At 72.2% G+C, this 26,762-nt stretch carries 17 protein-coding genes; 10 read left to right on the top strand and 7 right to left on the bottom strand.

The window, feature by feature from the left end; all coding sequences use genetic code 11:
- The first annotated feature begins 149 nt into the window (after positions 1–149).
- Complete coding sequence (locus OCT49_RS08540) at positions 150–959, top strand: putative protein N(5)-glutamine methyltransferase (RefSeq protein WP_283851285.1); 810 nt, start codon at positions 150–152, stop codon at positions 957–959.
- Between the two features lie 92 nt (positions 960–1,051).
- Here the strand turns inward: OCT49_RS08540 and OCT49_RS08535 are convergent, their stop codons facing one another.
- A complete protein-coding gene (locus OCT49_RS08535; RefSeq protein WP_283851284.1) occupies positions 1,052–1,564 on the bottom strand; it encodes a pyridoxamine 5'-phosphate oxidase family protein in 513 nt (170 codons plus the stop codon).
- Positions 1,565–1,739: 175 nt separating this feature from the next.
- On the opposite strand from OCT49_RS08535, the gene OCT49_RS08530 reads away from it, so the two are divergent.
- On the top strand, positions 1,740–4,730 hold the full coding sequence (locus OCT49_RS08530; protein ID WP_283851283.1) for a bifunctional [glutamine synthetase] adenylyltransferase/[glutamine synthetase]-adenylyl-L-tyrosine phosphorylase: 2,991 nt from the start codon (positions 1,740–1,742) through the stop codon (positions 4,728–4,730).
- Positions 4,731–4,806: 76 nt separating this feature from the next.
- Here OCT49_RS08530 and OCT49_RS08525 read toward each other — a convergent pair whose 3' ends face one another.
- Both OCT49_RS08525 and OCT49_RS08520 read right to left on the bottom strand, forming a co-directional pair.
- Positions 4,807–5,781 carry a phosphatase PAP2 family protein gene (locus OCT49_RS08525; RefSeq protein WP_283851282.1) on the bottom strand — a complete coding sequence of 325 codons (975 nt, stop codon included), beginning with the start codon at positions 5,779–5,781 and terminating at the stop codon, positions 4,807–4,809.
- A gap of 146 nt (positions 5,782–5,927) precedes the next feature.
- Positions 5,928–6,995 carry a LacI family DNA-binding transcriptional regulator gene (locus tag OCT49_RS08520; protein WP_283851281.1) on the bottom strand — a complete coding sequence of 356 codons (1,068 nt, stop codon included), beginning with the start codon at positions 6,993–6,995 and terminating at the stop codon, positions 5,928–5,930.
- A 449-nt stretch (positions 6,996–7,444) separates the two neighbouring features.
- Between OCT49_RS08520 and OCT49_RS08515 the strand changes: the two genes are divergently transcribed.
- The 5 genes from OCT49_RS08515 (at position 7,445) to OCT49_RS08495 (ending at position 13,470) form a co-directional block, all read left to right on the top strand.
- Positions 7,445–8,716: an extracellular solute-binding protein gene (locus tag OCT49_RS08515; RefSeq protein ID WP_283851280.1), complete on the top strand. Its 1,272-nt coding sequence runs from the start codon at positions 7,445–7,447 to the stop codon at positions 8,714–8,716.
- 21 nt (positions 8,717–8,737) lie between these two features.
- Positions 8,738–9,754 (top strand): carbohydrate ABC transporter permease, encoded by a 1,017-nt coding sequence (locus OCT49_RS08510; protein WP_283851279.1) that lies wholly within the window; start codon positions 8,738–8,740, stop codon positions 9,752–9,754.
- Complete coding sequence (locus OCT49_RS08505) at positions 9,751–10,632, top strand: sugar ABC transporter permease (protein ID WP_283851278.1); 882 nt, start codon at positions 9,751–9,753, stop codon at positions 10,630–10,632. Before OCT49_RS08510 ends, OCT49_RS08505 begins: the two co-directional genes overlap by 4 nt.
- Before the next feature lie 106 nt (positions 10,633–10,738).
- A complete protein-coding gene (locus OCT49_RS08500; RefSeq protein ID WP_283851277.1) occupies positions 10,739–12,415 on the top strand; it encodes a glycoside hydrolase family 13 protein in 1,677 nt (558 codons plus the stop codon).
- Positions 12,400–13,470: a LacI family DNA-binding transcriptional regulator gene (locus OCT49_RS08495; RefSeq protein WP_283851276.1), complete on the top strand. Its 1,071-nt coding sequence runs from the start codon at positions 12,400–12,402 to the stop codon at positions 13,468–13,470. Before OCT49_RS08500 ends, OCT49_RS08495 begins: the two co-directional genes overlap by 16 nt.
- 43 nt (positions 13,471–13,513) lie before the next feature.
- Here the strand turns inward: OCT49_RS08495 and OCT49_RS08490 are convergent, their stop codons facing one another.
- Positions 13,514–13,996 (bottom strand): hypothetical protein, encoded by a 483-nt coding sequence (locus OCT49_RS08490; protein ID WP_283851275.1) that lies wholly within the window; start codon positions 13,994–13,996, stop codon positions 13,514–13,516.
- A gap of 439 nt (positions 13,997–14,435) precedes the next feature.
- Here OCT49_RS08490 and OCT49_RS08485 point away from each other — a divergent pair, with 439 nt between their 5' ends.
- The 3 genes from OCT49_RS08485 to OCT49_RS08475 all read left to right on the top strand — a co-directional run bounded on the left by OCT49_RS08485 (position 14,436) and on the right by OCT49_RS08475 (position 23,816).
- Positions 14,436–16,157, top strand: coding sequence for a carbohydrate-binding module family 20 domain-containing protein (locus OCT49_RS08485; protein ID WP_283851274.1), 1,722 nt, complete (start codon positions 14,436–14,438; stop codon positions 16,155–16,157).
- A gap of 105 nt (positions 16,158–16,262) precedes the next feature.
- Complete coding sequence (pulA, locus tag OCT49_RS08480) at positions 16,263–21,587, top strand: pullulanase-type alpha-1,6-glucosidase (RefSeq protein ID WP_283851273.1); 5,325 nt, start codon at positions 16,263–16,265, stop codon at positions 21,585–21,587.
- Between the two features lie 192 nt (positions 21,588–21,779).
- Positions 21,780–23,816: an ATP-binding protein gene (locus tag OCT49_RS08475; RefSeq protein ID WP_283851272.1), complete on the top strand. Its 2,037-nt coding sequence runs from the start codon at positions 21,780–21,782 to the stop codon at positions 23,814–23,816.
- 146 nt (positions 23,817–23,962) lie between these two features.
- Here the strand turns inward: OCT49_RS08475 and OCT49_RS08470 are convergent, their stop codons facing one another.
- The 3 genes from OCT49_RS08470 to OCT49_RS08460 form a co-directional block, all read right to left on the bottom strand.
- Positions 23,963–24,685 carry a TetR/AcrR family transcriptional regulator gene (locus OCT49_RS08470; protein ID WP_283851271.1) on the bottom strand — a complete coding sequence of 241 codons (723 nt, stop codon included), beginning with the start codon at positions 24,683–24,685 and terminating at the stop codon, positions 23,963–23,965.
- Between the two features lie 61 nt (positions 24,686–24,746).
- Complete coding sequence (locus tag OCT49_RS08465; protein WP_283851270.1) at positions 24,747–25,829, bottom strand: PDR/VanB family oxidoreductase; 1,083 nt, start codon at positions 25,827–25,829, stop codon at positions 24,747–24,749.
- Positions 25,830–25,831: 2 nt separating this feature from the next.
- Positions 25,832–26,737, bottom strand: a complete 906-nt coding sequence (locus tag OCT49_RS08460) for a metal-dependent hydrolase (protein WP_283851269.1) — start codon at positions 26,735–26,737, stop codon at positions 25,832–25,834.
- Between the last annotated feature and the right edge of the window lie 25 nt (positions 26,738–26,762).

The raw sequence follows: 26,762 nt of genomic DNA, 5'->3' as shown, positions 1-26,762 counted from the left end.
GTGACGCATCCCCACCACGGGGGACCACGACCGAGGAGGTGAGACCCATTACCGCTGGATCAGAACGGGTGCTCACCCCGCAGGGTCGCGTCGGCCCCAGGTAGTCGACCGCGGAGCGCCCATCGGCTTCCCCGAAAGGCTCCGCTCCCATGTCGACCATCGCCCCACCGCTCTCCCTCCCCGCCGTCGTCACCGCGCTCCGCGCCGCAGGCTGCGTATTCGCCGAGGACGAGGCGGAGTTGATCGTCTCCACCGCCCCCGACCCCGCGAGCCTCGCGGCCATGGTCGAACGGCGGGCCGCCGGACTCCCCCTGGAACACGTCCTCGGCTGGGCCGAGTTCAGCGGTCTGCGGATCGCCGTGGACCCCGGCGTCTTCGTACCCCGCCGCCGCACCGAGTTCCTGGTGGAACGGGCCGCCGCACTCGCCGGCCCCGAGGCGGTCGTCGTCGACCTCTGCTGCGGCTCGGGAGCCCTCGGCGCCGCGCTCGCCGCGAAGCTGGGCCGGGTCGAACTGCACGCCTGCGACGTCGAACCCGCCGCCGTGCGCTGCGCCCGCCGCAACCTCGGCGCAGTGGGCCGCGTCCACGAGGGCGACCTCTTCGACCCGCTGCCCGCCGCGCTGCGCGGCCGGGTGGAGATCCTGCTGGCCAACGTGCCGTACGTACCGACCCAGGACGTCGAACTGCTGCCGCCCGAGGCCCGCATCCACGAACCGAGGGTGGCGCTCGACGGCGGCGCGGACGGCCTCGACGTCCTGCGCCGGGTCGCCGCCGAGGCCCCGCGCTGGCTGGCCCCGGGCGGGCACCTGCTGGTCGAGACGAGCGAACGGCAGGCGGCGCGGGCCGAGGAGACCGTGGCCCGCAGCGGTCTGATCCCGCGCGTGGTCACCTCCGAGGAGCGGTACGCGACCGTCGTCGTCGCGACCCGCCCGGCCCTCCCGCCCTCCACCGGGCACTGACGGGCCCGACCCGGTCACCGGGGTCCGGCACGGGGCCGCAGCCACCCCGCGCCGGCCACCGGTCCGGGTCCGAGCCCCGGGCCCGGACCGGGTCAGCTGAACCGCCACCGGGTCTGGCTGTAGTGGTCGCCCCTGCCGAAACCGAACGCCTTGTGGGGCCGCACCTCGAACACCAGCGCCGAGTGCCCCGCGTTCACGAACGTGCCGTCCTCGACGTCGAAGTGCCACCGGGGGCCGTACTTCGCCTCCCACTGCCCGGCCAGCCCGCTCAGCCGGTCCGTCTCCCGCACCCGCTCCGCCCGCCCCTCGACCACCACGTCGACCCCCTCCGACAGGGTGTTGACGCCCGTCGTCACCACCACGGCGGGGTTGGCGCCCAGGTTGAGGGCCTTGCGCTCCGCCGCGCCCGTGGCGAAGTACAGCGCGTTGTCCGACCACACCCCGATCAGCGGAGTGACGTGGGGGCGGCCGTCGGGACGGACCGTGGAAAGCCAGTACAGCTCCGCCCCGGTCAGCAACTCCTTCGCCACGGACCACGGGCAGGCCGTCGCGTTCTCGTCGCTGAAGTCGGCGTTCAGCTCGGCGAAGGGTTCGAATCCGGACATGCGGTCCTCCCGGTCTGGTCCCCCACAGTGATCGTGCCCGGGAAGCGCGGACCACGCACCCGCTCCCGACCGGCCGGACCGGCCGGGTCGGCCCTCGCGCGGCGGGCGGCGATTCCCGGACACGGGCTAGGCTCGGAACGCTGAATGGTGTGGACGGCGAGCAGGAGAGCACGCGATGACGACGGTGCCGGGGCGCAGGAGCAGCACATTCACCCGACTGCTGCGGCACGGTTTCACCGACCCCGCCGCCGCCGAGCGGCTCCTCGACCTGCCGGAGCTGTCCTCCGTGCGCTCCGACCCGGTCCTGTTCGAAGCCCTCGGCGCGACCGCCGACCCCGATCTGGCCCTGCGGGGCCTGGTCCGGCTGGTGGAGGCCGAGGAGCCGGACGAGCGGCAGATCCTCCTGGACACGCTCGTCACCGCCAAACCGCTGCGGGACCGGCTGCTCGGGGTGCTCGGCGCCTCCGAGGCGCTCGGCGACCACCTCGCCCGCCACCCCCACGACTGGCAGGCGCTCGTCACCTACGAGGCCACCGACCTGCACCCCGGCGTGCCCGAGTTCGAGCTGGGGCTCGCCGGGGCCGACGACCCGGACTCGCTGCGCGTCGCCTACCGGCGGTGCCTGCTGGCCATAGCGGCCCGTGACGTGTGCGGCACCACGGACGTCGCCGAGGCCGCCACCGAACTCGCCGACCTGGCCACCGCGACCCTGCGGGCGGCCCTCGCCATCGCCCGGACGGCGGCGCCCGCCGACGCCGCGCAGTGCCGGCTCGCCGTCATCGCGATGGGCAAGTGCGGCGGGCACGAACTGAACTACGTCTCCGACGTCGACGTCATCTTCGTCGCGGAACCGGTGGACGGCCACGAGGAGAACGAGGCCCTGCGGGCCGCCACCCGGCTGGCCGCGCACATGATGCGGATCTGCTCCGACACGACGGTCGAGGGCACCATCTGGCCGGTCGACGCCAACCTCCGCCCCGAGGGCCGCAACGGCCCCCTCGTCCGTACCCTCTCCTCGCACCTCGCGTACTACCAGCGCTGGGCCAAGACCTGGGAGTTCCAGGCCCTGCTCAAGGCCCGCCCGGTGGCCGGCGACCCCGAGCTGGGCGCGGAGTACGTCGAGGCCGTCGCCCCGCTCGTGTGGCAGGCCGCCGACCGCGAGAACTTCGTCCCCGACGTGCAGAAGATGCGCCGCCGCGTCGTCGACAACATCCCCGCCGACCGCGTCGAGCGCGAACTCAAGCTCGGCCCCGGCGGACTGCGGGACGTCGAATTCGCCGTGCAGCTCCTCCAGTTGGTGCACGGCCGCAGCGACTCCACCCTGCGCAGCGGCACCACGCTGGAGGCCCTGCACGCGCTCGCCGCGGGCGGCTACGTGGGCCGGGTGGACGCCGCGCAGCTCGACGACGCCTACCGCTTCCTGCGCGCCATGGAGCACCGCATCCAGCTCCACCGGCTGCGTCGCACCCACCTGGTTCCCGAGGACGCCCCGGACCTGCGGCGGCTCGGCCGTTCCCTGGGGATGCGCACCGACCCGATCACCGAGCTCAACCAGGCGTGGAAGCGGCACGCCTCCGTGGTGCGGCGGCTGCACGAGAAGCTGTTCTACCGGCCGCTGCTCGACGCCGTCGCCCAGCTCGGCCCCGGCGAGTCCCGGCTCAGCGCGAAGGCGGCCGGGCACCGGCTCGAAGCCCTCGGCTACGCCGACCCGGCCGCCGCGCTGCGGCACCTGGAGGCGCTGTCGTCCGGGGTGTCCCGCAAGGCCGCCATCCAGCGCACCCTGCTGCCGGTGCTGCTCGGCTGGTTCGCGGACTCCGCCGACCCGGACGCCGGGCTGCTCGGCTTCCGCAAGGTGTCCGACGCGCTGGGCAAGACCCCCTGGTACCTGCGGCTGCTGCGGGACGAGGGCGCGGCGGCGGAGAACCTCGCCCGGGTGCTGTCGGCCGGCCGGCTCGCCCCCGACCTGCTGCTGCGGGCCCCGGAGGCGGTGGCGCTGCTCGGCGACCCGCAGGGGCTGAAGCCGCGCACCCGGGAGCACCTGGAACAGGAGGTGCTGGCCGCGGTGGGGCGCGCGGACGACGCCGAGACCGCGGTCGCGGTGGTGCGCGGGGTGCGGCGGCGCGAGCTGTTCCGGACCACGGCCGGGGACCTGATCGATTCGTACGGCACGGAGGACAACCCCGCCGAGGAGGACCCGGGGGCCCTCGTCGACCGGGTCGGCGGCGCGGTCACCGACCTGAACGCCGTCACGATCGCGGGCGCCCTGCGCGCCGCCGTGCGCGAGCAGTGGGGGGACACCCTGCCCACCCGGTTCGCGGTCATCGGCATGGGCCGCTTCGGCGGCCACGAACTCGGCTACGGATCCGACGCCGACGTGCTGTTCGTGCACTCCCCGCGCGAGGGCGTCGACGAGCAGGAGGCGGCCCGCGCCGCGAACGCGGTGGTGTCCGAGATGCGCCGGCTGCTCCAGCTGCCCACCGCCGACCCGCCGTTGATCATCGACGCGGACCTGCGGCCGGAGGGCAGGAACGGGCCGATGGTCCGTACGCTGGGGTCCTACGAGGCGTACTACCGGCGCTGGTCGCTGGTCTGGGAGAGCCAGGCCCTGCTGCGCGCCGAACCGGTCGCGGGCGACGCGGAACTCGGACGCGAGTTCGTCGACCTGGTCGATCCGCTGCGCTACCCGATGGAGGGGCTGGGGGAGGACGCGGTCCGTGAGATCCGCCGGCTGAAGGCCCGCATGGAGTCCGAACGGCTGCCGCGCGGCGCCGATCCGACGCTCCACACCAAACTGGGGCGCGGCGGCCTGAGCGATGTCGAGTGGACGGTCCAGCTGATGCAGATGCAGCACGGCTGGGTGGAACCGGGGCTGCGGACCACCCGCACCCGCGAGGCCCTGGCCGCGGCCTGCGCGGCCGGGCTGATCTCCGTGGAGGACGCGCAGACGCTGGACGAGGCGTGGGTGCTGGCCACCCGGGTCCGCAACGCGGTGATGCTGGTACGGGGCCGACCGGGTGACACGTTCCCCACGGGACCCCGCGAACTCACCGCGGTGGGGCGGTACCTGGGCTACGAGCCGGGGCACGTCGGGGACATGCTGGACGACTACCGGCGGATCACCCGACGGGCCAGGGCAGTGGTGGAGGAGCGGTTCTACGGGGCGTGAGGGACCTCTCGCGGAGCGTGGTCGACCGTCTCACCGGTACGGAGCGCGGCCGGTCGCTCCACGGGTACGGGCGTGGTCAGCCGCCCCACGGGCCCGAATCGCGCGCCGCCGCATCCACCGTCGGGCGCCGCGTCCCGGCCGGCACACCGGCGGACAGGCAGACCGCCCGCACCTCCGTGCCCGGTGGCTGCACCCGTTTCGGGAGGTGGTGCGGCAGCGAGTCGTACCAGGCGTACGAGATCAGGAAGCCGACGGCCAGGCACGCCATGCCGCCCAGCGCGTCCAGCCAGAAGTGGTTGGCGGTCGCCACGATCACGACCAGGGTGGCCGCCGGGTAGAGCAGGCCCAGGATGCGGGCCCAGGGCGCGGTGGCCAGCGCGAAGATCATCAGGCCGCACCAGAGCGACCAGCCGATGTGCATCGACGGCATCGCCGCGTACTGGTTCGACATGTTCTTGAAGTTGCCCGAGGCCATCGAACCCCAGGTGTGGTGGACGAGGACGGTGTCGACGAACCCGCCGCCGTTCATCAGGCGCGGCGGCGCCAACGGGTACAGGTAGTAGCCGATCAGGGCCACCCCCGTGGTCATGAACAGGGCCAGCCGGGCCGCCGCGTACCGGCCGGGGTGACGGCGGAACAGCCACACCAGCACGCAGATGGTGACGACGAAGTGCAGTGTCGCGTAGTAGTAGTTCATCGAGACGATCAGCCATGTCACGGAGTTCACCGCGTGGTTGACCGTCTGTTCCACCGCGATCCCCAGGTGCTTCTCGACCGCCCAGATCCAGTCGGCGTTGCGCAGGGCCTCGGCCTTCTGCTCCGGGACGGCGTTGCGCACCAGCGAGTACATCCAGTAACTGGCCGCGATCAGCAGGATTTCGAACCAGATGCGTGGCCGGCGGGGGGAACGCAGGGACCGCAGTCGCACCGGGCCGCTGTTGCGCCGTCCGGTGACGGGTCCCGCGTTCGCCGAGGGGGCCGCCTCGTCCGCGATGGGTGACGGGGTGGCCTCTGCCCGGCCTTCCTGTGACGTCACTCTCGATTCACCCATAGGCACAGAGTCTGCCAGAAAAGACTTCTTCGCCCGACGACCCCCCTGCCGGGTCCGGGCCGCACGCCGCACGGCCCGGCCGGGGAGGGCGCGGCACCGCTTCCCGGCCCCGGTCCCGGCCCGCTTCCCGGCGGCGGAGCTGCGGTTCAGGAGCGGGCGTGCGACCCTGGAACGGGTCCGGCGGACGAGCCCGGGGCGGCCCCGGGACCGGCCGCCGTCGAACCCCGGACGACGAGTTCGGGCATGAAGACGAACTCGCTGTGCGGGGCGGGGGTGCCGCCGATCTCCTCCAGGAGGGTGCGCACGGCGGCCTGGCCCATCGCCGTCACCGGCTGCCGGATCGTGGTCAGCGGCGGATCGGTGAACGCTATGAGCGGCGAGTCGTCGTAGCCGACCACCGACAGGTCGCGCGGCACCTCCAGCGACAGCCGGCGGGCGGCCCGGATCGCGCCGAGCGCCATCATGTCGCTCGCGCACACCACCGCCGTGCAGCCCCGCTCCATCAGCGCCGACGCCGCGGCCTGGCCGCCCTCCAGGGTGAACAGCGAGTGCTGGATCAGCTCCTCCACCTCGTCCGGCCCGATGCCCAACTGCTCGCGCACGGTGGAGCGGAAGCCCTCGATCTTGCGCAGCACGGGCACGAAGCGCTTGGGTCCGACCGCCAGGCCGATCCGCTGATGGCCCAGCGACACCAGGTGCGTCACCGCGAGCCGCATCGCGGCCCGGTCGTCCGGGGAGATGAACGGGGCCTGGACCTTCGGCGAGAAGCCGTTGACCAGGACGAACGGGACACCCTTGGCGCGCAGTTGCTCGTAGCGCTGCATGTCGGCCGAGGTGTCGGCGTGCAGCCCGGAGACGAAGATGATGCCCGCCACGCCGCGGTCGACCAGCATCTCGGTCAGCTCGTCCTCGGTGGAGCCGCCGGGGGTCTGGGTCGCCAGCACCGGGGTGTAGCCCTGCCGGGTCAGCGCCTGGCCGATGACCTGGGCCAGCGCCGGGAAGATCGGGTTCTCCAGCTCGGGGGTGATCAGGCCGACGAGCCCCGCGCTGCGCCTGCGCAGGCGTACGGGCCGCTCGTAACCGAGGACGTCGAGCGCGGCGAGGACGGATTCACGGGTGGCCGCTGCAACACCGGGCTTGCCGTTCAGTACACGGCTGACCGTCGCTTCGCTGACCCCCGCCTGAGTTGCGATATCGGCAAGCCGTGCGGTCATGGAAGTGGACTGTACCGGGCGTGTGTCGGATTGCCCACCAGGGCCATGAACCGGGCGGCCGCGCCCCTCCTGCACCCCCGCCGTGCCCCTCCGGAGCCCCCGCCGTGCCCCTCCCGCGCCCCCGGGGCCCGTGCGCCCGGCCGACCGGACCCCGGAGCCATACCGCGGGCCGGGTGGCCCTGCGGCAACGTGTTGCAAGCTCTTGCAGCCCCGGTTTGCAGGCGGTGATCGGATCGTCGTACCGCGATGCGGCGGCCCATGGCCAGGAGACACCAGGATCGGACTGCCGCAGTCAAGGGTCTTGACGGCAACCGTGAGGACACGCGAATGTAACGATCGCCGGGGCTTGCAGAAATCTTCCGCAAACTCTTTCGGTGTTCTTTCATCCTTGTTACGTTCTCGTCGACCCGGCGCCGCGACGGAGCGGTACGGCAGTTGAAGGAGTTCAGATGCGACGTGGCATAACGGCCACCGCCCTGGTCGCGGCCCTGGCGCTCGCGGCGACCGCCTGCGGCAGCGACGACGAGTCCGGCGGCACGAAGGGGTCGGGCGAGCTCTCCGGCACCGTGACGTGGTGGGACACCTCGAACGTCGGCAGCGAGGACAAGGTCTTCAAGAAGATCGCCGAGGGCTTCGAGAAGAAGCACCCGAAGGTCGACGTGAAGTACGTCAACGTCCCGTTCGGTGACGCGCAGAACAAGTTCAAGAACGCGGCGCAGGCCGGCTCCGGCGCTCCGGACGTCATCCGTTCCGAGGTCGCCTGGACCCCCGAGTTCGCCGACCTCGGCTACCTGGCCCCGCTCGACGGCACCGCCGCGCTGAAGAACCCGGACGACTTCCTGAAGCAGGCCGCCGCCTCCACCAAGTACAAGGACAAGACGTACGCGGTGCCGCAGGTCATCGACTCCATGGGCATCTTCTACAACAAGAAGATGTTCAAGGACGCCGGCGTCGAGCCGCCCGCGAACATCGCCGACCTGAAGTCCGTCGCCAAGAAGATCAAGAAGAAGACCGGCAAGACCGGTCTTTACCTGCGCGGCGACGACTCGTACTACTTCCTGTCCTTCCTGTACGGCGAGGGCGGCGACCTGGTCGCCGCGGCCGACAAGGAGATCACCGTCGACAACGCGGCGGGCGTCAAGGCGTTCGGCGTCGTGAAGGACCTCGTCGACTCCGGGGCGGCCAAGACCGACGCCACGGACGGCTGGGAGAACATGATGCAGTCGTTCAAGAACGGCGACGTCGCGATGATGATCAACGGCCCCTGGGCCGTCACCGACACGCTGACCGGCAAGGAGTTCTCCGACAAGGGGAACCTGGGCATCGCCCCGGTCCCGGCCGGCTCCGTCGCGCAGGGCGCCCCGCAGGGCGGCCACAACCTGGCCGTCTACGCGGGCTCCAAGAACCTGGACGCCTCCTACGCCTTCGTCGAGTACATGACCTCGGTGGAGTCCCAGGCGCAGGTCGCCGGCGAGCTGAACCTGCTCCCGACCCGCACCTCCGCGTACGGCAGGCAGCAGGCCGTGGACAGCGAGATCGTCCAGTTCTTCAAGCCGGTCGTGGAGACCGCCGTCGAGCGTCCCTGGATCCCGGAGACCGGCAGCCTCTTCGCCCCGCTGAACACCGAGTACACCAAGGTCCTCACCGGCCAGACCACTCCGGAGAAGGCGGCCAAGGCGACCGGCGACTCCTACCGCAAGCTCCTCGAGGGCTGGAAGTAACCCAGGAAGGCAGGCCGGCTGATGGCTGTCCACACCAGCCAGTCGGTGGCGAAGGCCGCGGGCGACGACGTCGCCCGCGGCCGGAGCCGCGGTACTGGCAACCCCCCGCCGCCGAGCAGGCTCCGGCGGGCCCTGTCGGTCCACTGGTACGCCTGGACCATGGTCGCCCCGGTCGTCGTCGTGATCGGCGTGATCATCGGCTACCCCCTGGTCCGCGGTATCTGGCTGTCGCTGACCGACGCCAACGAACGCAACGTCGCCCGGTCCATCGGTGTCAACGAGCTGCCCGCCACCTACGAGTTCGTGGGGCTGGACAACTACGCCGACGCCCTGACCGGTGACCAGTTCCTCGGCACGCTCGGCTGGACGCTGGTGTGGACGGTCTCCTGCGTGGGCATCACCTTCTGCCTGGGCATGGCCCTCGCCAACATCCTCAACCGAAGGATCGCCGGCCGTTCCGTCTACCGGATGGCCCTGATCCTGCCCTGGGCCATCCCCGGCTTCGTCTCCGTCTTCGCCTGGCGCTTCCTCTACAACGAGGAGCGCGGCCTGCTCAACAAGATCCTCGGCGGCGCCGGGATCGACGGCGTCCCGTGGCTGAACGACCCCACCTGGGCCAAGTTCTCCGTCATCGCCGTCAACGTCTGGCTCGGCGTCCCCTTCATCATGGTGGCCCTGCTCGGCGGCCTGCAGTCCATACCCGCCGAGCAGTACGAGGCCGCCGAGATGGACGGCGCGACCGCCTGGCAGCGCTTCCGCCACGTCACCCTGCCCGGCCTGCGCCCGGTCTCCGCCACGGTGACCCTGCTCTCCACCATCTGGACGTTCAACATGTTCCCGGTGATCTTCCTGCTGACCAGGGGCGGTCCGGGCGAGTCCACCCAGATCCTGGTGACCCAGGCGTACAAATTCTCCTTCGAGATCAGCCCGCGCGACTTCGCGCAGTCCTCCACCTGGGGCGTGCTGATCCTCGTCCTCCTGATGCTCTTCGCCGTGGTCTACCGGCGAGTGCTCCGCACGCAGGGAGACAACTGGTGACCACCGCCGCCCCGACCACCACCGTCCGGCACTCCGCCCGCAGGCCCCGGCGCCGCGGGGAGCGTTCCCCGGCCGCCTCCGTGGCCCTGCACCTCACCCTGATCGCCGCGTCCGTCATCGCGGTCTTCCCGGTGCTCTGGGTCCTGCTGACCTCGCTGAAGCCGGCGAAGTACGCCACGACGACCGACTTCTTCAAAGAGACGACGTTCGAGAACTACACGAACCTGATCCGGGACACCGAGTTCCTGACCTGGTTCGGCAACTCCGTGGTCATCGCGGGACTCACCACCGTCCTCGGCGTCTTCGTCTCCGCGACCACCGGCTACGCCGTCAGCCGCTTCCGCTTCCCCGGCAAGCGCGGGCTGATGTGGACCCTGCTGGTCACCCAGATGTTCCCGGTCGCCGTCCTCATCGTGCCGATCTACAACATCATGTCGGGCATGGGCCTGATCAACCAGCCCGCCGGACTCGTCATCACCTACCTCACCATCTCGGTGCCGTTCTGCGCCTGGATGATGAAGGGCTTCTTCGACACCATCCCGCGCGAGATCGACGAGTCCGGACAGGTCGACGGCCTGACCCCGTTCGGCACCTTCTGGCGGCTGATCCTGCCGCTCGCCAAGCCCGGTCTCGCCGTCACCGCCTTCTACTCCTTCATCACCGCCTGGGGCGAGGTGGCGTACGCCTCCGCCTTCATGGTCGGCGACGAGAACCTGACGCTCGCCGGCGGACTGCAGAAGTTCGTCAACCAGTACGGAGCCCAGTGGGGCCCCATGACCGCGGCCTCCGTACTGATCGCGATACCCGCGGCCCTGGTCTTCCTCTTCGCCCAGCGCCACCTGGTCACCGGCATGTCCGCCGGAGCCGTCAAGGGCTGACCCCCGCCCGGCACGCCCGTACGCCCCGCACGCACCAAGTCACGGCGGCCGCCGGTCTCCGACCCCGGACCCGGCGCCGCCCCCACCCAGACACCCCAGGGACGACATGACCCAGCACCTCGCTGCCCCCTCCACCGGCACGTCCGCCGACGCTCCGGCCCACCAGACCGGCTGGTGGCAGGACGCGGTGATCTACCAGGTCTACCCACGGAGCTTCGCCGACGGCAACGGCGACGGCATGGGCGACCTCGCCGGCGTCCGGGCCAGACTCCCGTACCTCAAGGACCTCGGTGTGGACGCGGTCTGGCTCAGCCCGTTCTACGCCTCCCCGCAGGCCGACGCGGGCTACGACGTCGCCGACTACCGTGACATCGACCCGATGTTCGGCACCCTGATGGACGCCGACGGGCTGATCCGGGACGCCCACGAACTGGGCCTGCGGATCATCGTGGACCTGGTGCCCAACCACTCCTCGGACCGGCACGAGTGGTTCCGGCGCGCCCTCGCCGAGGGCCCCGGCTCCGCCCTGCGCGAGCGCTACCACTTCCGCCCCGGCAAGGGGGAGAACGGCGAACTGCCGCCCAACGACTGGGAGTCCGTCTTCGGCGGGCCCGCCTGGACCCGGACCACCGACCCGGACGGCACCCCCGGCGACTGGTACCTCCACCTCTTCGCGCCCGAGCAGCCCGACTTCAACTGGGAGCACCCGGCCGTCGCCGACGAGTTCCGCTCCATCCTGCGCTTCTGGCTCGACATGGGCGTCGACGGCTTCCGGGTCGACGTCGCCCACGGCCTGGTCAAGGCCGAGGGCCTGCCCGACCTCGGCAGCCGCGACCAGCTCAAGCTGCTCGGCAACGACGTCATGCCGTTCTTCGACCAGGAGGGGGTGCACGAGATCTACCGCTCCTGGCGCACCATCCTCGACGAGTACCCCGGCGCCAGGATCCTGGTCGCCGAGGCGTGGACCCCCACCGTCGAGCGCACCGCCAACTACGTGCGGCCCGACGAGATGCACCAGGCGTTCAACTTCCAGTACCTCTCCACCGCCTGGAACGCCGCCGAGCTCCGCGAGGTCATCGACTCCTCGCTCGACGCGATGCGCCCGGTCGGCGCCCCCACCACCTGGGTGCTCTCCAACCACGACGTGACCCGGCACGCCACCCGGTTCGCCAACCCGCCCGGCCTCGGCACCCAGATCCGCACCCCCGGCGACCGCGAGCTGGGCCTGCGCCGGGCCCGCGCCGCCACCCTGCTGATGCTGGCCCTGCCCGGCTCCGCCTACATCTACCAGGGCGAGGAACTCGGCCTGCCCGACGTCACCGACCTGCCCGACGAGGTCCGCCAGGACCCGTCGTTCTTCCGCGCCGAGGGCCAGGACGGCTTCCGCGACGGCTGCCGGGTGCCGATCCCGTGGACCCGCGGCGGCAGCTCGTACGGCTTCGGCGACGGCGGCAGCTGGCTGCCCCAGCCCGACGGCTGGGGCGAGCTGAGCGTCGAGGCGCAGACCGGCGTGCCCGGCTCCACGCTGGAGCTGTACCGGGCCGCGATCGCCGCCCGCCGGGCGCACCCCGGGCTGGGCGCCGGAACATCGGTGGAGTGGCCGGCGGCCCCCGAGGGAGTGCTGGTCCTCGCCCGCCCCGGCTTCGTCTGCACCGTCAACACGACGGACCGCCCGGTGCGCGTCCCGGTGCGCGGCACCGTCCTGCTGTCCAGCGCCCCGGTCCTCACCGACGGCGACGGGATCGAGCTGCCCGCGGACACCACGGTGTGGTGGACGGTGTGACGGTCCCCCTGTCCAGGAGCGGCCCCGCGGCCGGCGGTGCTCCGAGGCTCTCGGACATCGCCGGCCAGGCAGCGGTCAGCGAGGCGACCGTCAGCCGGGTGCTGAACGGGAAACCGGGCGTCTCGGATGCCACCCGGCAGCGGGTGCTCGCGGCGCTGGACATCCTGGGCTACGAACGTCCGCTACGGCTGCGGCAGCGCAGCGCCGGGCTGATCGGACTGGTGACGCCCGAACTCATCAACCCGATCTTCCCGGCGTTCGCGCAGTCCGTCGAGCAGGTGCTGGCCGGGCACGGCTACACCCCGGTGCTCTGCACCCAGCTGCCCGGCGGCGCCACCGAGGACGAACTCGTCGAGCAGCTCGTCGAGCGCGGCGTCGGCGGGATCGTCTTCATCTCCGGGCTGCACGCCGACCTGTCGGCCGACCCGGCCAGGTACGCCGCGCTCACCGAGCGCGGCGTACCGTTCGTCCTGATCAACGGCTGCAACGAGCGGATCAGCGCGCCGTTCGTCTCGCCCGACGACGCCGCCGCCGTGCGGATGGCCGTCGGGCACCTCGCCGACCTCGGCCACAGCAGGGTCGGGCTGGCGATCGGGCCGCAGCGCTACGTGCCCTCCCGCCGCAAGCGCGAGGGCTTCGTCGAGGCCGCCGTGAAGCTGCTGGGCATGGACCGTGCGGAGGCCGAACTCCTGGTCTGCTCCACGCTGTTCAGCGTCGAGGGCGGCCAGGTCGCGGCCGGGGCGCTGCTCGACCGGGGCTGCACCGGCATCGTCTGCGGCAGCGACCTGATGGCGCTGGGCGTGGTCCGCGCGGCCCGCGACCGGGGGCTGGACGTGCCGCGCGACGTGTCGGTGGTCGGCTTCGACGACTCGCAGCTGATCGCGTTCACCGATCCGCCGCTGACGACGGTGCGCCAGCCCGTGCAGGCGATGGCCTCGGCGGCGGTGGGGGCCCTGCTGGAGGAGATAGGCGGCAGCCCGGTGCAGCGCACGGAGTACGTGTTCCAGCCGGAGCTGGTGGTGCGCGGCTCCACGGCGGCACTGCGCGGCGCGTGACGCGGTGCGGGCGGGGGCCGGGTCCGGAGGGGAGACCCGGCCCTTACGCGTACCCGGCCGTCCGCGCGGACGCGGCGGTGGTGCGGTGGCGGCGCAGCATCAGGACGAGCCCGGTCGCCACCGCGAGGCCCACCAGGGCCAGGACGGCGCCGTTGACGACGGGGCCGTGCCAGGCGTAGTCGGCGGTGTAGGCGGCCCCGGCGTCCTCGGCGAGCCGGACTCCGTCGATCCGGGCCGGGGCGGGAGCGCCGCGCCCCACGTCGGTGGCGTCCCTCAGCTCGACATCGTGGGCGGTGACGGCCCCGTCGGCGCTGGTGAAGGTGCCGATCCAGGTGCAGGACTCCTTGCCGCACGTGCGGTCCGTGGGCACCAGCGAGCCCACCGGGCCGGCGCGCAGGGCCGCCCGCCCCTCGAAGCCCTCGACGGCCAGGCCGAGCCCGCCGCCGAGCGAGACGAGCAGGACGAAGGCGATGGCGACGCGGACGAACACGCGTCCGCGCCCGGTCAGGGGGCGACTGCTGCGCATGGGAGGTGATCCTAGGCGGCGCCCGGTGCGCGGGGGCCGGTGTGCGGACACGCGCACAGGAGGAGCACCGGAAGTCGGCCCGGTCGGGCCGGCGGGGAGTGCGACCTCCGGTGCCCCTCTTGTTCTGTGACCGGCCCGGCCGGCCGGGCGCGTGGGGCCCGGGATCGCCGGAGCCCCCGGCCGGCCGGACCGGAGCTGGGAGAAACGTAACAGCGTTGCAATGTCTTGCGTAAGTCCTTGCGGGGAGAAAACTGCTGTATTTCCTGGATGTGAGCGGACGGTGTCCAAAGGGTTGACCAGGGGCGGGTGGGCTCGTACGGTCTGCGTCGCGGCAAGGTTTGCATTCTTGCAGCAAGAACATTCAGAGCCTTGAGGGCAGGGCGCGTTGCCACGTGAGGCTGCACCGTCACCCGCATTTCCCCCCACAGCAGGAGGAAACATGGCACGCAGAGCACTGTCCGCAGCGCTCGCCCTGTCCGCAGGCGCCGCCGCTCTCGTGATCCCCGCCCCGAACGCCCTGGCGGCCACGCCGGGCGACAAGGACGTCACCGCCGTTCTCTTCGAGTGGAAGTTCGACTCCGTGGCCAAGGCGTGCACGGACATCCTCGGCCCCGCCGGCTACGGCTTCGTCCAGGTCTCGCCCCCGCAGGAGCACATCCAGGGCGGCCAGTGGTGGACCTCGTACCAGCCGGTCAGCTACAAGATCGCCGGACGGCTCGGTGACCGCGCCTCCTTCGCCCACATGGTCAACACCTGCCACAGCGCCGGGGTGAAGGTCGTTGCCGACTCGGTCATCAACCACATGTCGGCCGGCTCCGGCACCGGCACCGGCGGGTCCTCGTACACCAAGTACGGCTACCCGGGCCTGTACTCGGCCGACGACATGAACGACTGCCAGTCGCAGATCAGCGACTACGGCGACCGGGCCAACGTCCAGAACTGCGAACTCGTCGGCCTGGCCGACCTGGACACCGGCGAGGACCACGTCCGCGGCCGGATCGCCGCCTACCTCGACGACCTGCGCTCCCTGGGCGTGGACGGCTTCCGCATCGACGCCGCCAAGCACATGCCCGCTGCCGACCTGGCGAACATCAAGTCACGGCTGGCCGACCCGGACGTCCACTGGAAGCAGGAGGCGATATACGGCGCGGGCGAGGCCGTATCGCCCTCGGAGTACCTCGGCACCGGGGACGTCCAGGAGTTCCGCTACGCCCGCAGCCTCAAGCAGGTCTTCAAGAACGAGAACCTCGCCCACCTGAAGAACTTCGGCGAGGGCTGGGGCTTCATGGAGTCGGGCAGGTCCGCGGTCTTCGTCGACAACCACGACACCGAGCGCGGCGGCGACACCCTGAACTACAAGGACGGCGCCGACTACACCCTCGCCAACGTCTTCATGCTGGCCTGGCCGTACGGCTCGCCCGACGTCCACTCCGGCTACGAGTGGTCCGACAAGGACGCGGGCCCGCCCAACGGCGGCACCGTGAAAGCCTGTTACAGCGACGGCTGGAAGTGCCAGCACGCCTGGCGCGAGATCTCCTCCATGGTCGGCTTCCGCAACACCGCGCGCGGCCAGGCCGTCACGGACTGGTGGGACGACGGCGGCGACCGGATCGCCTTCGGCCGCGGCACCAAGGCGTACGTGGCGATCAACCACGAGGGCTCCGCGCTGACCCGCACCTTCCAGACCTCGCTGCCCGCCGGCGACTACTGCGACGTCCAGTCCGGCAAGGGCGTCACGGTGAACGGTTCCGGGCAGTTCACCGCGACCCTCGGCGCGAACACCGCCCTCGCCCTGCATGCCGGGGCCCGCACCTGCACCGGCGGCGGCGACAACGGGGGCGGTGACAACGGCGGCGGCACCGGACAGTCCGGCGCGTCCTTCGGCGTCACCGCCACCACGCAGCCCGGCCAGAACATCCACGTGACCGGCGACCAGCCCGCCCTCGGCAACTGGAACCCCGCCTCCGCGCCGAAGCTCGACCCGGCGGCGTACCCCGTCTGGAAGCTCGACGTCGCCCTGCCCGCCGGAACGGCGTTCGCGTACAAGTACGTCCGCACGGACGCGAACGGAAACGTCACCTGGGAGAGCGGCGCCAACCGCACGGCCACCGTCCCCGCCTCCGGCCGCGTCGCCCTGACCGCCGACGTCTGGCGCGGCTGACACCGCCCCGTCCCACCGACCGGTACGGGCCGGGGCCACGAGACGCCCGGCCCCGGCCCGTACCGCCGGACCACCCACCCCTGAAAGCCCGAGGAGAACCCGCCCGTGTCCCGAACCACCCGACAGGCTCTGAGGCGGGGAGTCGTCGCCGCGCTGTGCGCGGCACTGCTGCCCGTCGTGCCGGCGGCCTCCGCGTCCGCCGCGCCCAGACCCCCGTCCCCGCCCTCGGACGCGAAACTCGCCCGCGAACCGGCCCGCCACGACCTGACGCGCGAGCAGTTCTACTTCGTCCTGCCCGACCGGTTCGCCGACGGCGACGCGTCCAACAACCGCGGCGGGCTCACCGGTTCGCGCACGAAGACCGGCTACGACCCCACGGACAAGGGGTTCTACCAGGGCGGCGACCTCAAGGGCCTGACCGACCGGCTCGACTACATCAAGGGCCTGGGCACCACCGCCATCTGGCTCGCCCCGATCTTCAAGAACCGCCCCGTCCAGGGCACCGGCAAGGACGCCTCGGCCGGCTACCACGGCTACTGGATCACCGACTTCACCCGGGTGGACCCGCACTTCGGTACCGACGCCGACCTGTCGAAGCTGATCGACAAGGCCCACGCCAAGGGCATGAAGGTCTTCTTCGACGTCATCACCAACCACACCGCGGACACCGTCGACCACGCCGAGAAGGCCTACGGCTACCGGCCCAAGGGCGCCTACCCGTACCTGGACCGGGACGGCCGCCCCTTCGACGACGCCGAGGGCATGGCGAAGGTGGACGCGGACTCGTTCCCGTACACCCCGAAGAACACCGGGCGAAAGGTCCCCGCCTGGCTCAACGACCCGACGATGTACCACAACCGGGGCGACTCCACCTACGCCGGCGAGTCCACCACGTACGGCGACTTCTCCGGCCTCGACGACCTGTGGACCGAACGCCCCGAGGTCGTCTCCGGCATGGCGAAGATCTACGAGAAGTGGGTCCGCGACTTCGACATCGACGGCTTCCGCGTCGACACCGTCAAACACGTCGACCTGGACTTCTGGACCCAGTGGGCCACCGCCCTCGACGCCTACGCGGCGAAGCGGGGCCGGGACGACTTCTTCATGTTCGGCGAGGTCTACTCCTCCGACACCGCCGTCACCTCGCCCTACGTCACCCGGGGCCGGCTCGACGCGACGCTCGACTTCCCGTTCCAGGAAGCGGCCCGCCAGTACGCCTCGCAGGGCGCCCCGGCCGGGAAGCTCGCCGCGGTGTTCGGCGACGACTACCGCTACACCACCGACAAGGCCAACGCCTACGAGCAGGTGACCTTCCTCGGCAACCACGACATGGGCCGCATCGGGACGTTCCTGAAGCAGGACAACCCGAAGGCCGACGACGCCGAACTCCTCGACCGGGCCCGCCTCGCCAACGAACTGATGTTCCTCGGCCGGGGCAACCCCGTCGTCTACTACGGCGACGAACAGGGCTTCACCGGCGCCGGCGGCGACAAGGACGCCCGCCAGACCATGTTCGCCTCGAAGACCGCCGACTACCTCGACGACGAGCAGCTGGGCACCGGCCGCACCCACGCCTCCGACGCGTACGACCCGGAGCACCCGCTGTACCGGAACATCGCCGCGCTCTCCGGACTCACCCGCAAGCACCCGGCCCTGCGCGACGGAGTCCAGACCGAGCGGTACGCCGAGGGCCCCGTGTACGCCTTCTCCCGCACGGACCCCGCGAAGCCGTACGAGTACCTCGTCGCCGCCAACAACGGCACCGCCCCGCGCACCGTCGAACTGCCCACCGGCACGGCGAACACGGACTTCCGCACCCTGTACGGCGGTTCGGACACCGTCCGCAGCGGCGCCGACAAGAAGATCACCGTCACCGTGCCCGCCCTGTCCAGCCTCGTGCTGCGCGCGCAGAAGGCGATGGGCGACCCGGCCACCAAGCCCTCGATCACCCTGAAGGCCCCGGCCGCCGGAGCCACCGGAACCGTCGAGCTGTCCGCCGACGTGGCCGGCGGACAGCTCAACCGCGTCGTGTTCGCCGCACAGACCGGCAACGGCAAGTGGGTCACGCTCGGCTCCGCCGACCACGCCCCGTACAAGGTCACCCAGCACCTCGGCGACGAGGTGCGGGCCGGCACACCCCTGCGCTACAAGGCGGTCGTCGTCGACCGCACCGGACGCACCGCGAGCGCGTCGGCCTCGACCACCGCCGGACAGGCACCCCCCGAGCCGAAGCCCGTGGCCGTCGAGCGCGATTACGCCGTCGTCCACTACCAGCGCGCCGACGGCGACTACGACGGCTGGAAGCTCCGCTCCGGCGACACCGCGGCCGACTTCACCGGCCGCGACGCCTACGGCGCGTTCGCCTGGATCAAGCTCGAAGAGGGCGCGTCCACCCTCCCGTACACCGTCGAGAAGGACGGCACCGCCGACGGGCCGCAGCGCACCGTCGAACTCGCCAGGACCGGAGAGGTCTGGATCGAGCAGGGCGGCGACGGCCAGGCCGACAAGGCCCCCGACGGCGCCTACCCGCCACAGGACACCACCAAGGCCGTCCTGCACTACTACCGGCCCGGCGGTGACTACGACGGCTGGGGCCTGCACACCTGGACCGGCGCGAAGAACCCCACCGACTGGGCGAAGCCGCTCCAGCCCGTCAAGAAGGACGCCTCCGGCGCCACCTTCGAGGTCCCGCTCGTGGACGGCGCCACCTCGCTCAGCTACATCCTGCACAAGGGCGACGAGAAGGACCTCCCCAGCGACCAGTCCCTTGACCTCGCCACCCACGGCAACGAGGTCTGGCTGCTCGCCGGAACCTCCACCCCCCTGCTGCCCCAGGCCGGCGGCGTGCCCACCCCCGACCTCACCAGGGCCGAGGCGCAGTGGATCGACGCCGACACCGTCGTGTGGAAGGTGAAGGCCACCGAGGCCACCAGCCAGCAGCTCGTCCACGCCGAGAAGGGCGGCATCTCCGTCGTCGACGGCGCCCTGAGCGACGAGGGCAAGTGGCTGCGGCTCACCCCGTCCGCGCTCACCGACGCGCAGAAGGCGAAGTACCCGCACCTCAAGGACTACCCCGCCTTCACCGTCGACGCCCGGGACCGGGGCCGCGTCCGCGAGGCCCTGCGCGGCCAGCTGATCGCCACCCAGCGCGCCGCCAACGGCGCCCTGCTCGCCGCCACCGGGGTGCAGACCGCCGGCGTCCTCGACGACCTGTACGGGAAGAACGCCGCCGACGCCGCGCTCGGCCCGGTCTTCGACCGCAAGGGCCGCCCCACCCTGTCCGTGTGGGCCCCCACCGCCCGCACCGTCGCCCTCGAACTCGACGGCCGCACCCTGCCGATGCGCCGCGACGACCGCACCGGCGTCTGGTCGGCCACCGGCACGAAGGGCTGGACCGGCAGGCCCTACCGCTACCTGGTGGACGTCTGGGCGCCCACCGTCCAGAAGTTCGTCACCAACAAGGTCACCGACCCCTACTCCACCGCCCTGACCACCGACTCCGCGCGCAGCCTCGTCGTCGACCTCACCGACCCGCAGCTCGCCCCGAAGGGCTGGTCCGGGCTGAAGAAGCCCGCTGCAACCCCGCTGCGCGACGCCCAGATCCAGGAACTGCACATCCGCGACTTCTCGATCGCGGACCGCACCTCGAAGCACCCCGGCGAATACCTCGCCTTCACCGACACCCGCTCCGACGGGATGAAGCACCTCAAGAAGCTCGCCGACTCCGGCACGAGCTACGTCCACCTGCTGCCCGCCTTCGACATCGGCACCATCCCCGAGGAGAAGTCCGGGCGCACCGAGCCCGCCTGCGACCTGTCCGTGTATGCCCCCGACTCCGAGGAGCAGCAGGCGTGCGTGGCGAAGGCCGCCGCGAAGGACGGGTACAACTGGGGCTACGACCCGCTGCACTACACCGTCCCGGAGGGCTCCTACGCCTCCGACCCCGACGGCACCCGGCGCACCGTCGAGTTCCGGCAGATGGTGCAGGGCCTGAACGGCGCGGGGCTGCGGACCGTCATGGACGTCGTCTACAACCACACCGTCGCCGCCGGCCAGGACGACAAGTCCGTCCTCGACCGGATCGTGCCCGGCTACTACCAGCGGCTCCTGGCGGACGGCACCGTCGCCACCTCCACCTGCTGCGCCAACACCGCGCCCGAGAACACCATGATGGGCAAGCTCGTCGTGGACTCCGTCGTCACCTGGGCCAAGCAGTACAAGGTCGACGGCTTCCGCTTCGACCTGATGGGCCACCACCCCAAGGCCAACATCCTCGCTGTCCGCAAGGCCCTCGACGCGCTGACCATGGCGAAGGACGGCGTCGACGGCAAGCGGATCGTCCTGTACGGGGAGGGCTGGAACTTCGGCGAGATCGCCGACGACGCCCGCTTCGTCCAGGCCACCCAGAAGAACATGGCCGGCACCGGCGTCGCCACCTTCTCCGACCGGGCCCGCGACGCGGTGCGCGGCGGCGGCCCGTTCGACGAGGACCCCGGCGTGCAGGGCTTCGCCAGCGGCCTCTACACCGACCCCAACACCTCGCCCGCCAACGGCACGAAGGCCGAACAGAAGGCCCGGCTGCTGCACTACCAGGACCTGATCAAGGTCGGGCTCACCGGCAACCTCGCCGACTACACCTTCACCGACTCCTCGGGCCGCACGGTCAAGGGCTCCGGGGTCGACTACAACGGCGCTCCCGCCGGATACGCCGCCGCCCCCGGCGACGCCCTCGCCTACGCGGACGCCCACGACAACGAGTCGCTGTACGACACGCTCGCCTTCAAGCTCCCGGCGGGCACGTCGGCGGCCGACCGGGCCCGCATGCAGGTCCTGGCGATGGCCACGGCCACCCTCTCCCAGGGACCGGCGCTCTCCCAGGCGGGCAGCGACCTGCTGCGCTCCAAGTCCCTGGACCGCAACTCCTACGACAGCGGCGACTGGTTCAACGCCCTGCACTGGGACTGCCGCGACGGCAACGGCTTCGGCCGCGGCCTGCCCCCGGCCGCCGACAACGCCGACAAGTGGTCCCACGCCAAGCCGCTGCTGGCCGACGCGGCGCTCCGGCCCGGCTGCGCGCAGATCGACGGCGCGTCCGCCGCGTACCGGGACCTGCTCACCATCCGCTCCACGGAGCCGGACTTCTCCCTCGCCACCACCGGCCAGGTGCAGTCCGCCCTGTCCTTCCCGCTCTCCGGGAAGGACGAGACGCCGGGCGTGATCACCATGCGGCTCGGGAAGCTGGTGGTCGTCCTCAACGCGGCCCCCGGCACCACGACGCAGCAGGTCGCCGAACTGGCGGGGAAGCCGTACGCACTGCACCCCGTCCAGGCCAAGGGCGCGGATTCTACTGTCAGGAAGTCCACGTATGAGAGGAATTCGGGAACCTTCACCGTACCGGGACGCACGGTGGCGGTGTTCGTCCTGAGCTGAGCCCCGACGGGGCTAAGTTGGGGGGGCAGCAGCCGTCGGGGAATGCCGCAGCACCGCATCCCCGACGCGCCCTCCCACCCCCCGGCCGGTCCCGGCCCCTCTCCGGTACGGCACGGGCGTCCCCGCACGCCCGTGCCCCACCGGAAGCAGGGTCCGGAACCGGCCGGTCCACCTGTTTTGGCGACGGTGACCATGGCGAGCAACATCCCCGAGGAGACGACGAGCTTTGTCGGACGGAAAGCGGAACTTGCCAGGCTCGAACACATCCTCGCCACGCACCGGCTGACCACGCTCACCGGCAGCGGCGGCGTCGGCAAGACCAGGCTCGCGGTCCGCGCGGCCCGGCAGGCGGCGGCCGGACCCGGACACCGCGACGGCGTGCGGTGGGCCGACCTCTCACCGCTCCACGACGACGGACTGCTCATCGCGACCGTCTCCGACGCGGTCGGGCTCTCCGACCACACCCTGCGCATGCCCATCGACGCGCTGTGCGAATGGCTGGTCGACAAGGAGATGCTGCTGGTCCTCGACTCGTGCGAGCACCTGCGCCCCGCCTGCGCACACCTGCTCGGCGAGATCCTCACCACCTCGCCCGGCCTCACCGTGCTCGCCACCAGCCGGCAGCCCCTGGGACTGCGGGGCGAGCGGACCGTCGAGGTGCAGCCGCTGCCCGTCACCGGCGACGCCCTGGCCCTGTTCCGGGACCGGGCGAACACCGCGGCCCCCCACCTCGCCCTCGACACCCCCGACCACACCGCCGCGGCCACCGAGATCTGCCGCCGCCTCGAAGGCATCCCGCTCGCCATCGAACTCGCGGCGGGCGCCCTCGGCAAGGACACCGTCGAACAGGTCGCCGCCCGGATCGGCACCCGCTTCGACGTACCGGCCGACCCCTCCGTGCGACCGCCGCGCCACCGCACCCTGCGCACCGCCATCGGCTGGAGCCACGAGCTGTGCACCCCGCTGGAACGGCTGCTCTGGGCCCGGCTGACCGTGCTGCGCGGCGACTTCGACGAGGCCGCGGCCCGCGAGGTCTGCGCCGAGGGACCGCTCACCCCGGACGGGGTGGGCGAGGCGCTGGCCGGCCTGGTCGCCAAGTCCGTCGTCGGACGGGACGGCCCCCGCCACCGGATGCTCGACTCCATCCGCGAGTACGGCCGGATGTGGCTCGCCGAACTCGGCGAGGAACGGGCCGCCGCCGACCGGCACGCCGCCTGCTTCCTGGGCCTGGCCCGCGAGGCCCACGCGGGCTGGACCGGCGACGACCAGATCACCTGGTACCACCGCATCGCCGACGCGCACGCCGACCTGTGCGCCGCCCTGGACCACCTGCTCGCCCACGACACCCCGGCCGCCCAGGAGATGGCGGGCCGCATCGGCTTCTTCTGGTGCTGCTGCGGCCACCTGCCGCAGACCCGCGAATACGCGCAGCGCGCCCTGGACACCGGACCGTCCGAGGGCCCCCACCGCACCCGCGTCCTGTGGGTGCTGGGCATGACCGTCATGCTCCAGGGCGACTACCCGACCGCCCGCCGCCTGGGCCGGGAGTGCACCAGGGAGGCCGCCCGCGACGGCACCGACGAGGGCGTGCTCGCCGCCGCCTACCTGTGCGGCTTCATCGACCTGATGACCGGCCGGCCCGAGGCGAGCCTCCGCCAGATCGACCGGGTGCTGCGCGCCACCGGCTTCGCCACCCGGCTCGAGGCCGCCTACCGGCTGCGCTGTCACCTCATCACGGTCTTCGCCCTGACCAGCCTCGGCCGGCTGGACGAGGCGGCCCGGGCGGCCACCGACCTGCGCGCGGTCTGCGTGGCCCAGGACGAGTGCTGGACCCGCAGCTACGTCGACTACCAGCTCGCCCTGATCGCCCTGCTGCGCGGCGAGGCCGAGACGTCCGCCGCCCACGCCCGCTCCATGCTCGCGGGCAAGCACCGCCTCCGCGACCGCTTCGGCATCGCGCTCGGACTGGACATCCTGGCCGCGGCGATCGCCGCCCAGGGCGCGGGTGCCCGCGCCGCCCGGGTCTACGGCACGGGACAGGTCTACTGGCACATGGTCGGCCACCCGCAGCGCGGCACCCCGGAACTGGCCCCGGTGCGCGAGGCGTGCGAGCGCCAGGCCCGTGCGGCCGTCGGCGACGCCGCCTACCAGCGCGCCTTCGAGCGGGGCCGGTCGGACAACGCGGAGGTGGGACTGGCGGCCGCGCTCCAGGCCGAACTGCTCGGCTGAGCGCCCGCCGGACTCGGGGGCCGCCCGGTCCGGAGACTGCCCGGTCCGGAGGCTGCCCGATCAGAGACCGTGCGGCTCGAAGGCTGCCTGGTTCAGAGACCGTTCGACCGGTGCCGGAGCCCTGCCGTGTCCCGTGGGGCCGGGCGTCACGGGCGGCGCTGTGCGGGAACGGCCGGTCCGGCGGGGGCCAGGGCGGAGAGCCGCTCCAGCAGCTGCCCGAACGGCCCGTCCGCCGGCTCCTGGCCGAGCACCCGCAGCACGATGTCCGCCGTCTCCGTGTCGTACGCGGCGCTCACCGCGGCCAGCGCCACGAAGTCGTTCACCAGCTGGACCTCCAGCTCCTGGCGCGGGATCCGCCGCCCGTCCAGCCAGATCAGCGCCGTCGACTCGGCCAGCGACACCCACGACCGCACGACCAACTCCAGCCGCGCCGACGGCTCCTCGACCCCGAGGTGGGCCAGGATCTGCTCGCACGCGGCCTGCCGCACCCCGTCGATCATCGCGTTCGCCGTCGAGGAACCCACCGCGGGCCCGCCCCGCATCAGCGCCGAGAACCCCGGGCCGTGCTCGTCGACGAAGTCGAAGAACCGCCCCATCACCCGCAACAGCCGCTCCCCGAGCGGCCCTTCGCGCGGCTCCACGAACCGCGCCGCCAACTCGTCGGCCGCCCGCCGCAGCGCTGCCTCGTACAGGCTCTGCTTCCCCGGGAAGTAGTGGTAGACCAGCGGTCGCGAGATGCCCGCGGCGGCCGCGATCTCGTCGATCGACACCTCGTCGGGGGCGCGGTGACTGAACAACTCCAGCGCGACACCGATCAGCTGCTGCCTGCGCTCCTCGACGCCCATCCTGCGCCGCACCCCGGTCGTCATGGTGGACAGGGTACCGAGTGGGACGACGGGGGAGGGGCGACGGGCCACGGCCCCGGCCCCCCTACAGATCCAGCACGAGCCGCTCGCCCCGGCACCGCGACACGCAGATCAGCATCGTGCCGTCCCGTTCCGCGTCCGTCAGGAGCTCGTCGCGGTGGTCGATCTCGCCCGCCAGGACGCGTTGTTGGCACGTCCCGCAGAAGCCCTGCTCGCAGGAGTACGAGACGTACGGCACCTCCGCGCGCACCGCCGCCAGCACCGACTGGTCCGCCGCCACCCGCACCGTGCGGCCGGAGCGGCGCAGCTCGACCTCGAAGGGACCGGAACCGGCCGACGAGGCGGTCGCCGCCGTGAAGCGCTCCAGGTGCAGGGTCCGGCCGGGCGGGAGGGTGGCGGCGACCGCGTCCATCAGCGGCTCGGGGCCGCAGCAGTAGACCGCCGTGCCCTCCGCCGTGTCCGCCAGGGCCGCGGCGGTGTCCGGGCGGCCCGCCTCGTCCTCGGGCACGACCGTCACCCGGCCGCCCGCCGCGCCGAGCCCCTCGACCTCGTCCAGGAACGGCATCGAGGCGCGCGACCGGCCGCCGTACAGCAGCCGCCAGTCGGCGCCCACGGCGGCCAGGGCCCGCAGCATCGGCAGGACCGGGGTGATGCCGATGCCGCCCACGACGAAGAGGTACGCGGGGGCCTCGACGAGGGGGAAACGGTTGCGGGGGGCGTGGATCTCCACCTCCACGCCCTCGTGCAGGTGCGCGTGGACCTCGCGGGAGCCGCCCCGGCCGTCCTCGACCAGCCGCGTCGCGACGGTGTACGTGTCGGGCTCGGCCGGGTCCCCGCACAGGGAGTACTGCCGGACCAGGCCGGAGGGCAGCACGAGGTCGAGGTGCGCGCCGGGCCGCCAGGCGGGCAGCGAGGAGCCCTCCAGGCGCAGTTGGACGACGCCCTCGGCGGGCGTGGTCCGCTCGGTGACCAGCACCCGGCGGGCGGCTGTGGAACGCCGTTCGGAGCGGCCCGAGACCGGCTCCTCCAGGGCCGGCAGGGGCCACAACGGGGAGCCCTGGATGCGGCGGCGCAGGGCCCGCTTCGCCAGCAGCGCGGCGCCGGCGGCCAGAACGACGGTGCGCGGGCGGGGCAGGGGGAAGGGCATGGTCAGCCGGCTCCCGTCGTACGGGCCTCGGCGGCCGTGGCCGCGGGCGACTGGGCGAGGTAGGCGAGGGCCTGGGCCGTGCTGCCCTCCTGCGAGGGGTGGTAGCCGCGGCTCAGGTAACGGGGGACGGAACGCAGCAGATCACCGGTGGCGGGCAGGGTGCCGCGCCTGCCGCCGAGGTAGAACTCCTTGAACGACCCCTTGCCGGCCGGCAGGGTCGGGTCGTTCTCCATGAAGAAGCGGATGCCGCGCTGCCAGAGGAAGACCAGCGCACTGAACGCCGTCGCCCAGGTGCGGGCCCGTCGCCGGTAGCCGCCGTCGACGTGCATGAACACCTCGAACGCGACCGAGCGGTGCTCGACCTCCTCCGCGCCGTGCCAGCGCAGCAGGTCCAGCATCATCGGGTCGGCGCCGCGCCGGTCCAACTCGTCGGCGTTCAGCACCCAGTCGCCGAGGAAGGCGGTGTAGTGCTCGATCGCCGCGATCAGCGCCACCCGCTCCATCAGCCACCACGTGCGCGCCCTGCCCGGCGGCAGCGTCCGGTCGCCGAGCAGTTTCTCGAAGAACCAGTCGACCTGCGCGGTGTACGGCGTCGGGTCGAGGCCGAGCTCCTTCAGCCGGGGCAGGACGTCGTCGTGCGCCTGGGAGTGCACGGCCTCCTGGCCGATGAACCCGATCACGTCCTGACGCAGCCGCTCGTCGTGGAGGTACGGCAGCACCTGCCGGTACACGTGGACGAACCAGCGCTCCCCGGCGGGGAGCAGGAGGTGGAGCACGTTGATGGTGTGCGTGGTGAAGGGATCGCCCGGCACCCAGTGCAGCGGTGTCTTCTCCCAGGCGAAGGAGACCTTGCGGGCCTTGAGCGGCGTCCGCTCCGAAGCGACCGGCGCCGGCTGCGTGTTAGACATGGCGTCAATGTACTGAGGGGTAAGC

This window comes from Streptomyces sp. ML-6 (genome assembly GCF_030116705.1).
Taxonomy (GTDB): domain Bacteria; phylum Actinomycetota; class Actinomycetes; order Streptomycetales; family Streptomycetaceae; genus Streptomyces.
Note: the sequence above shows the minus strand (reverse complement) of the source record. Positions and strands in the feature narration are given on the sequence as shown.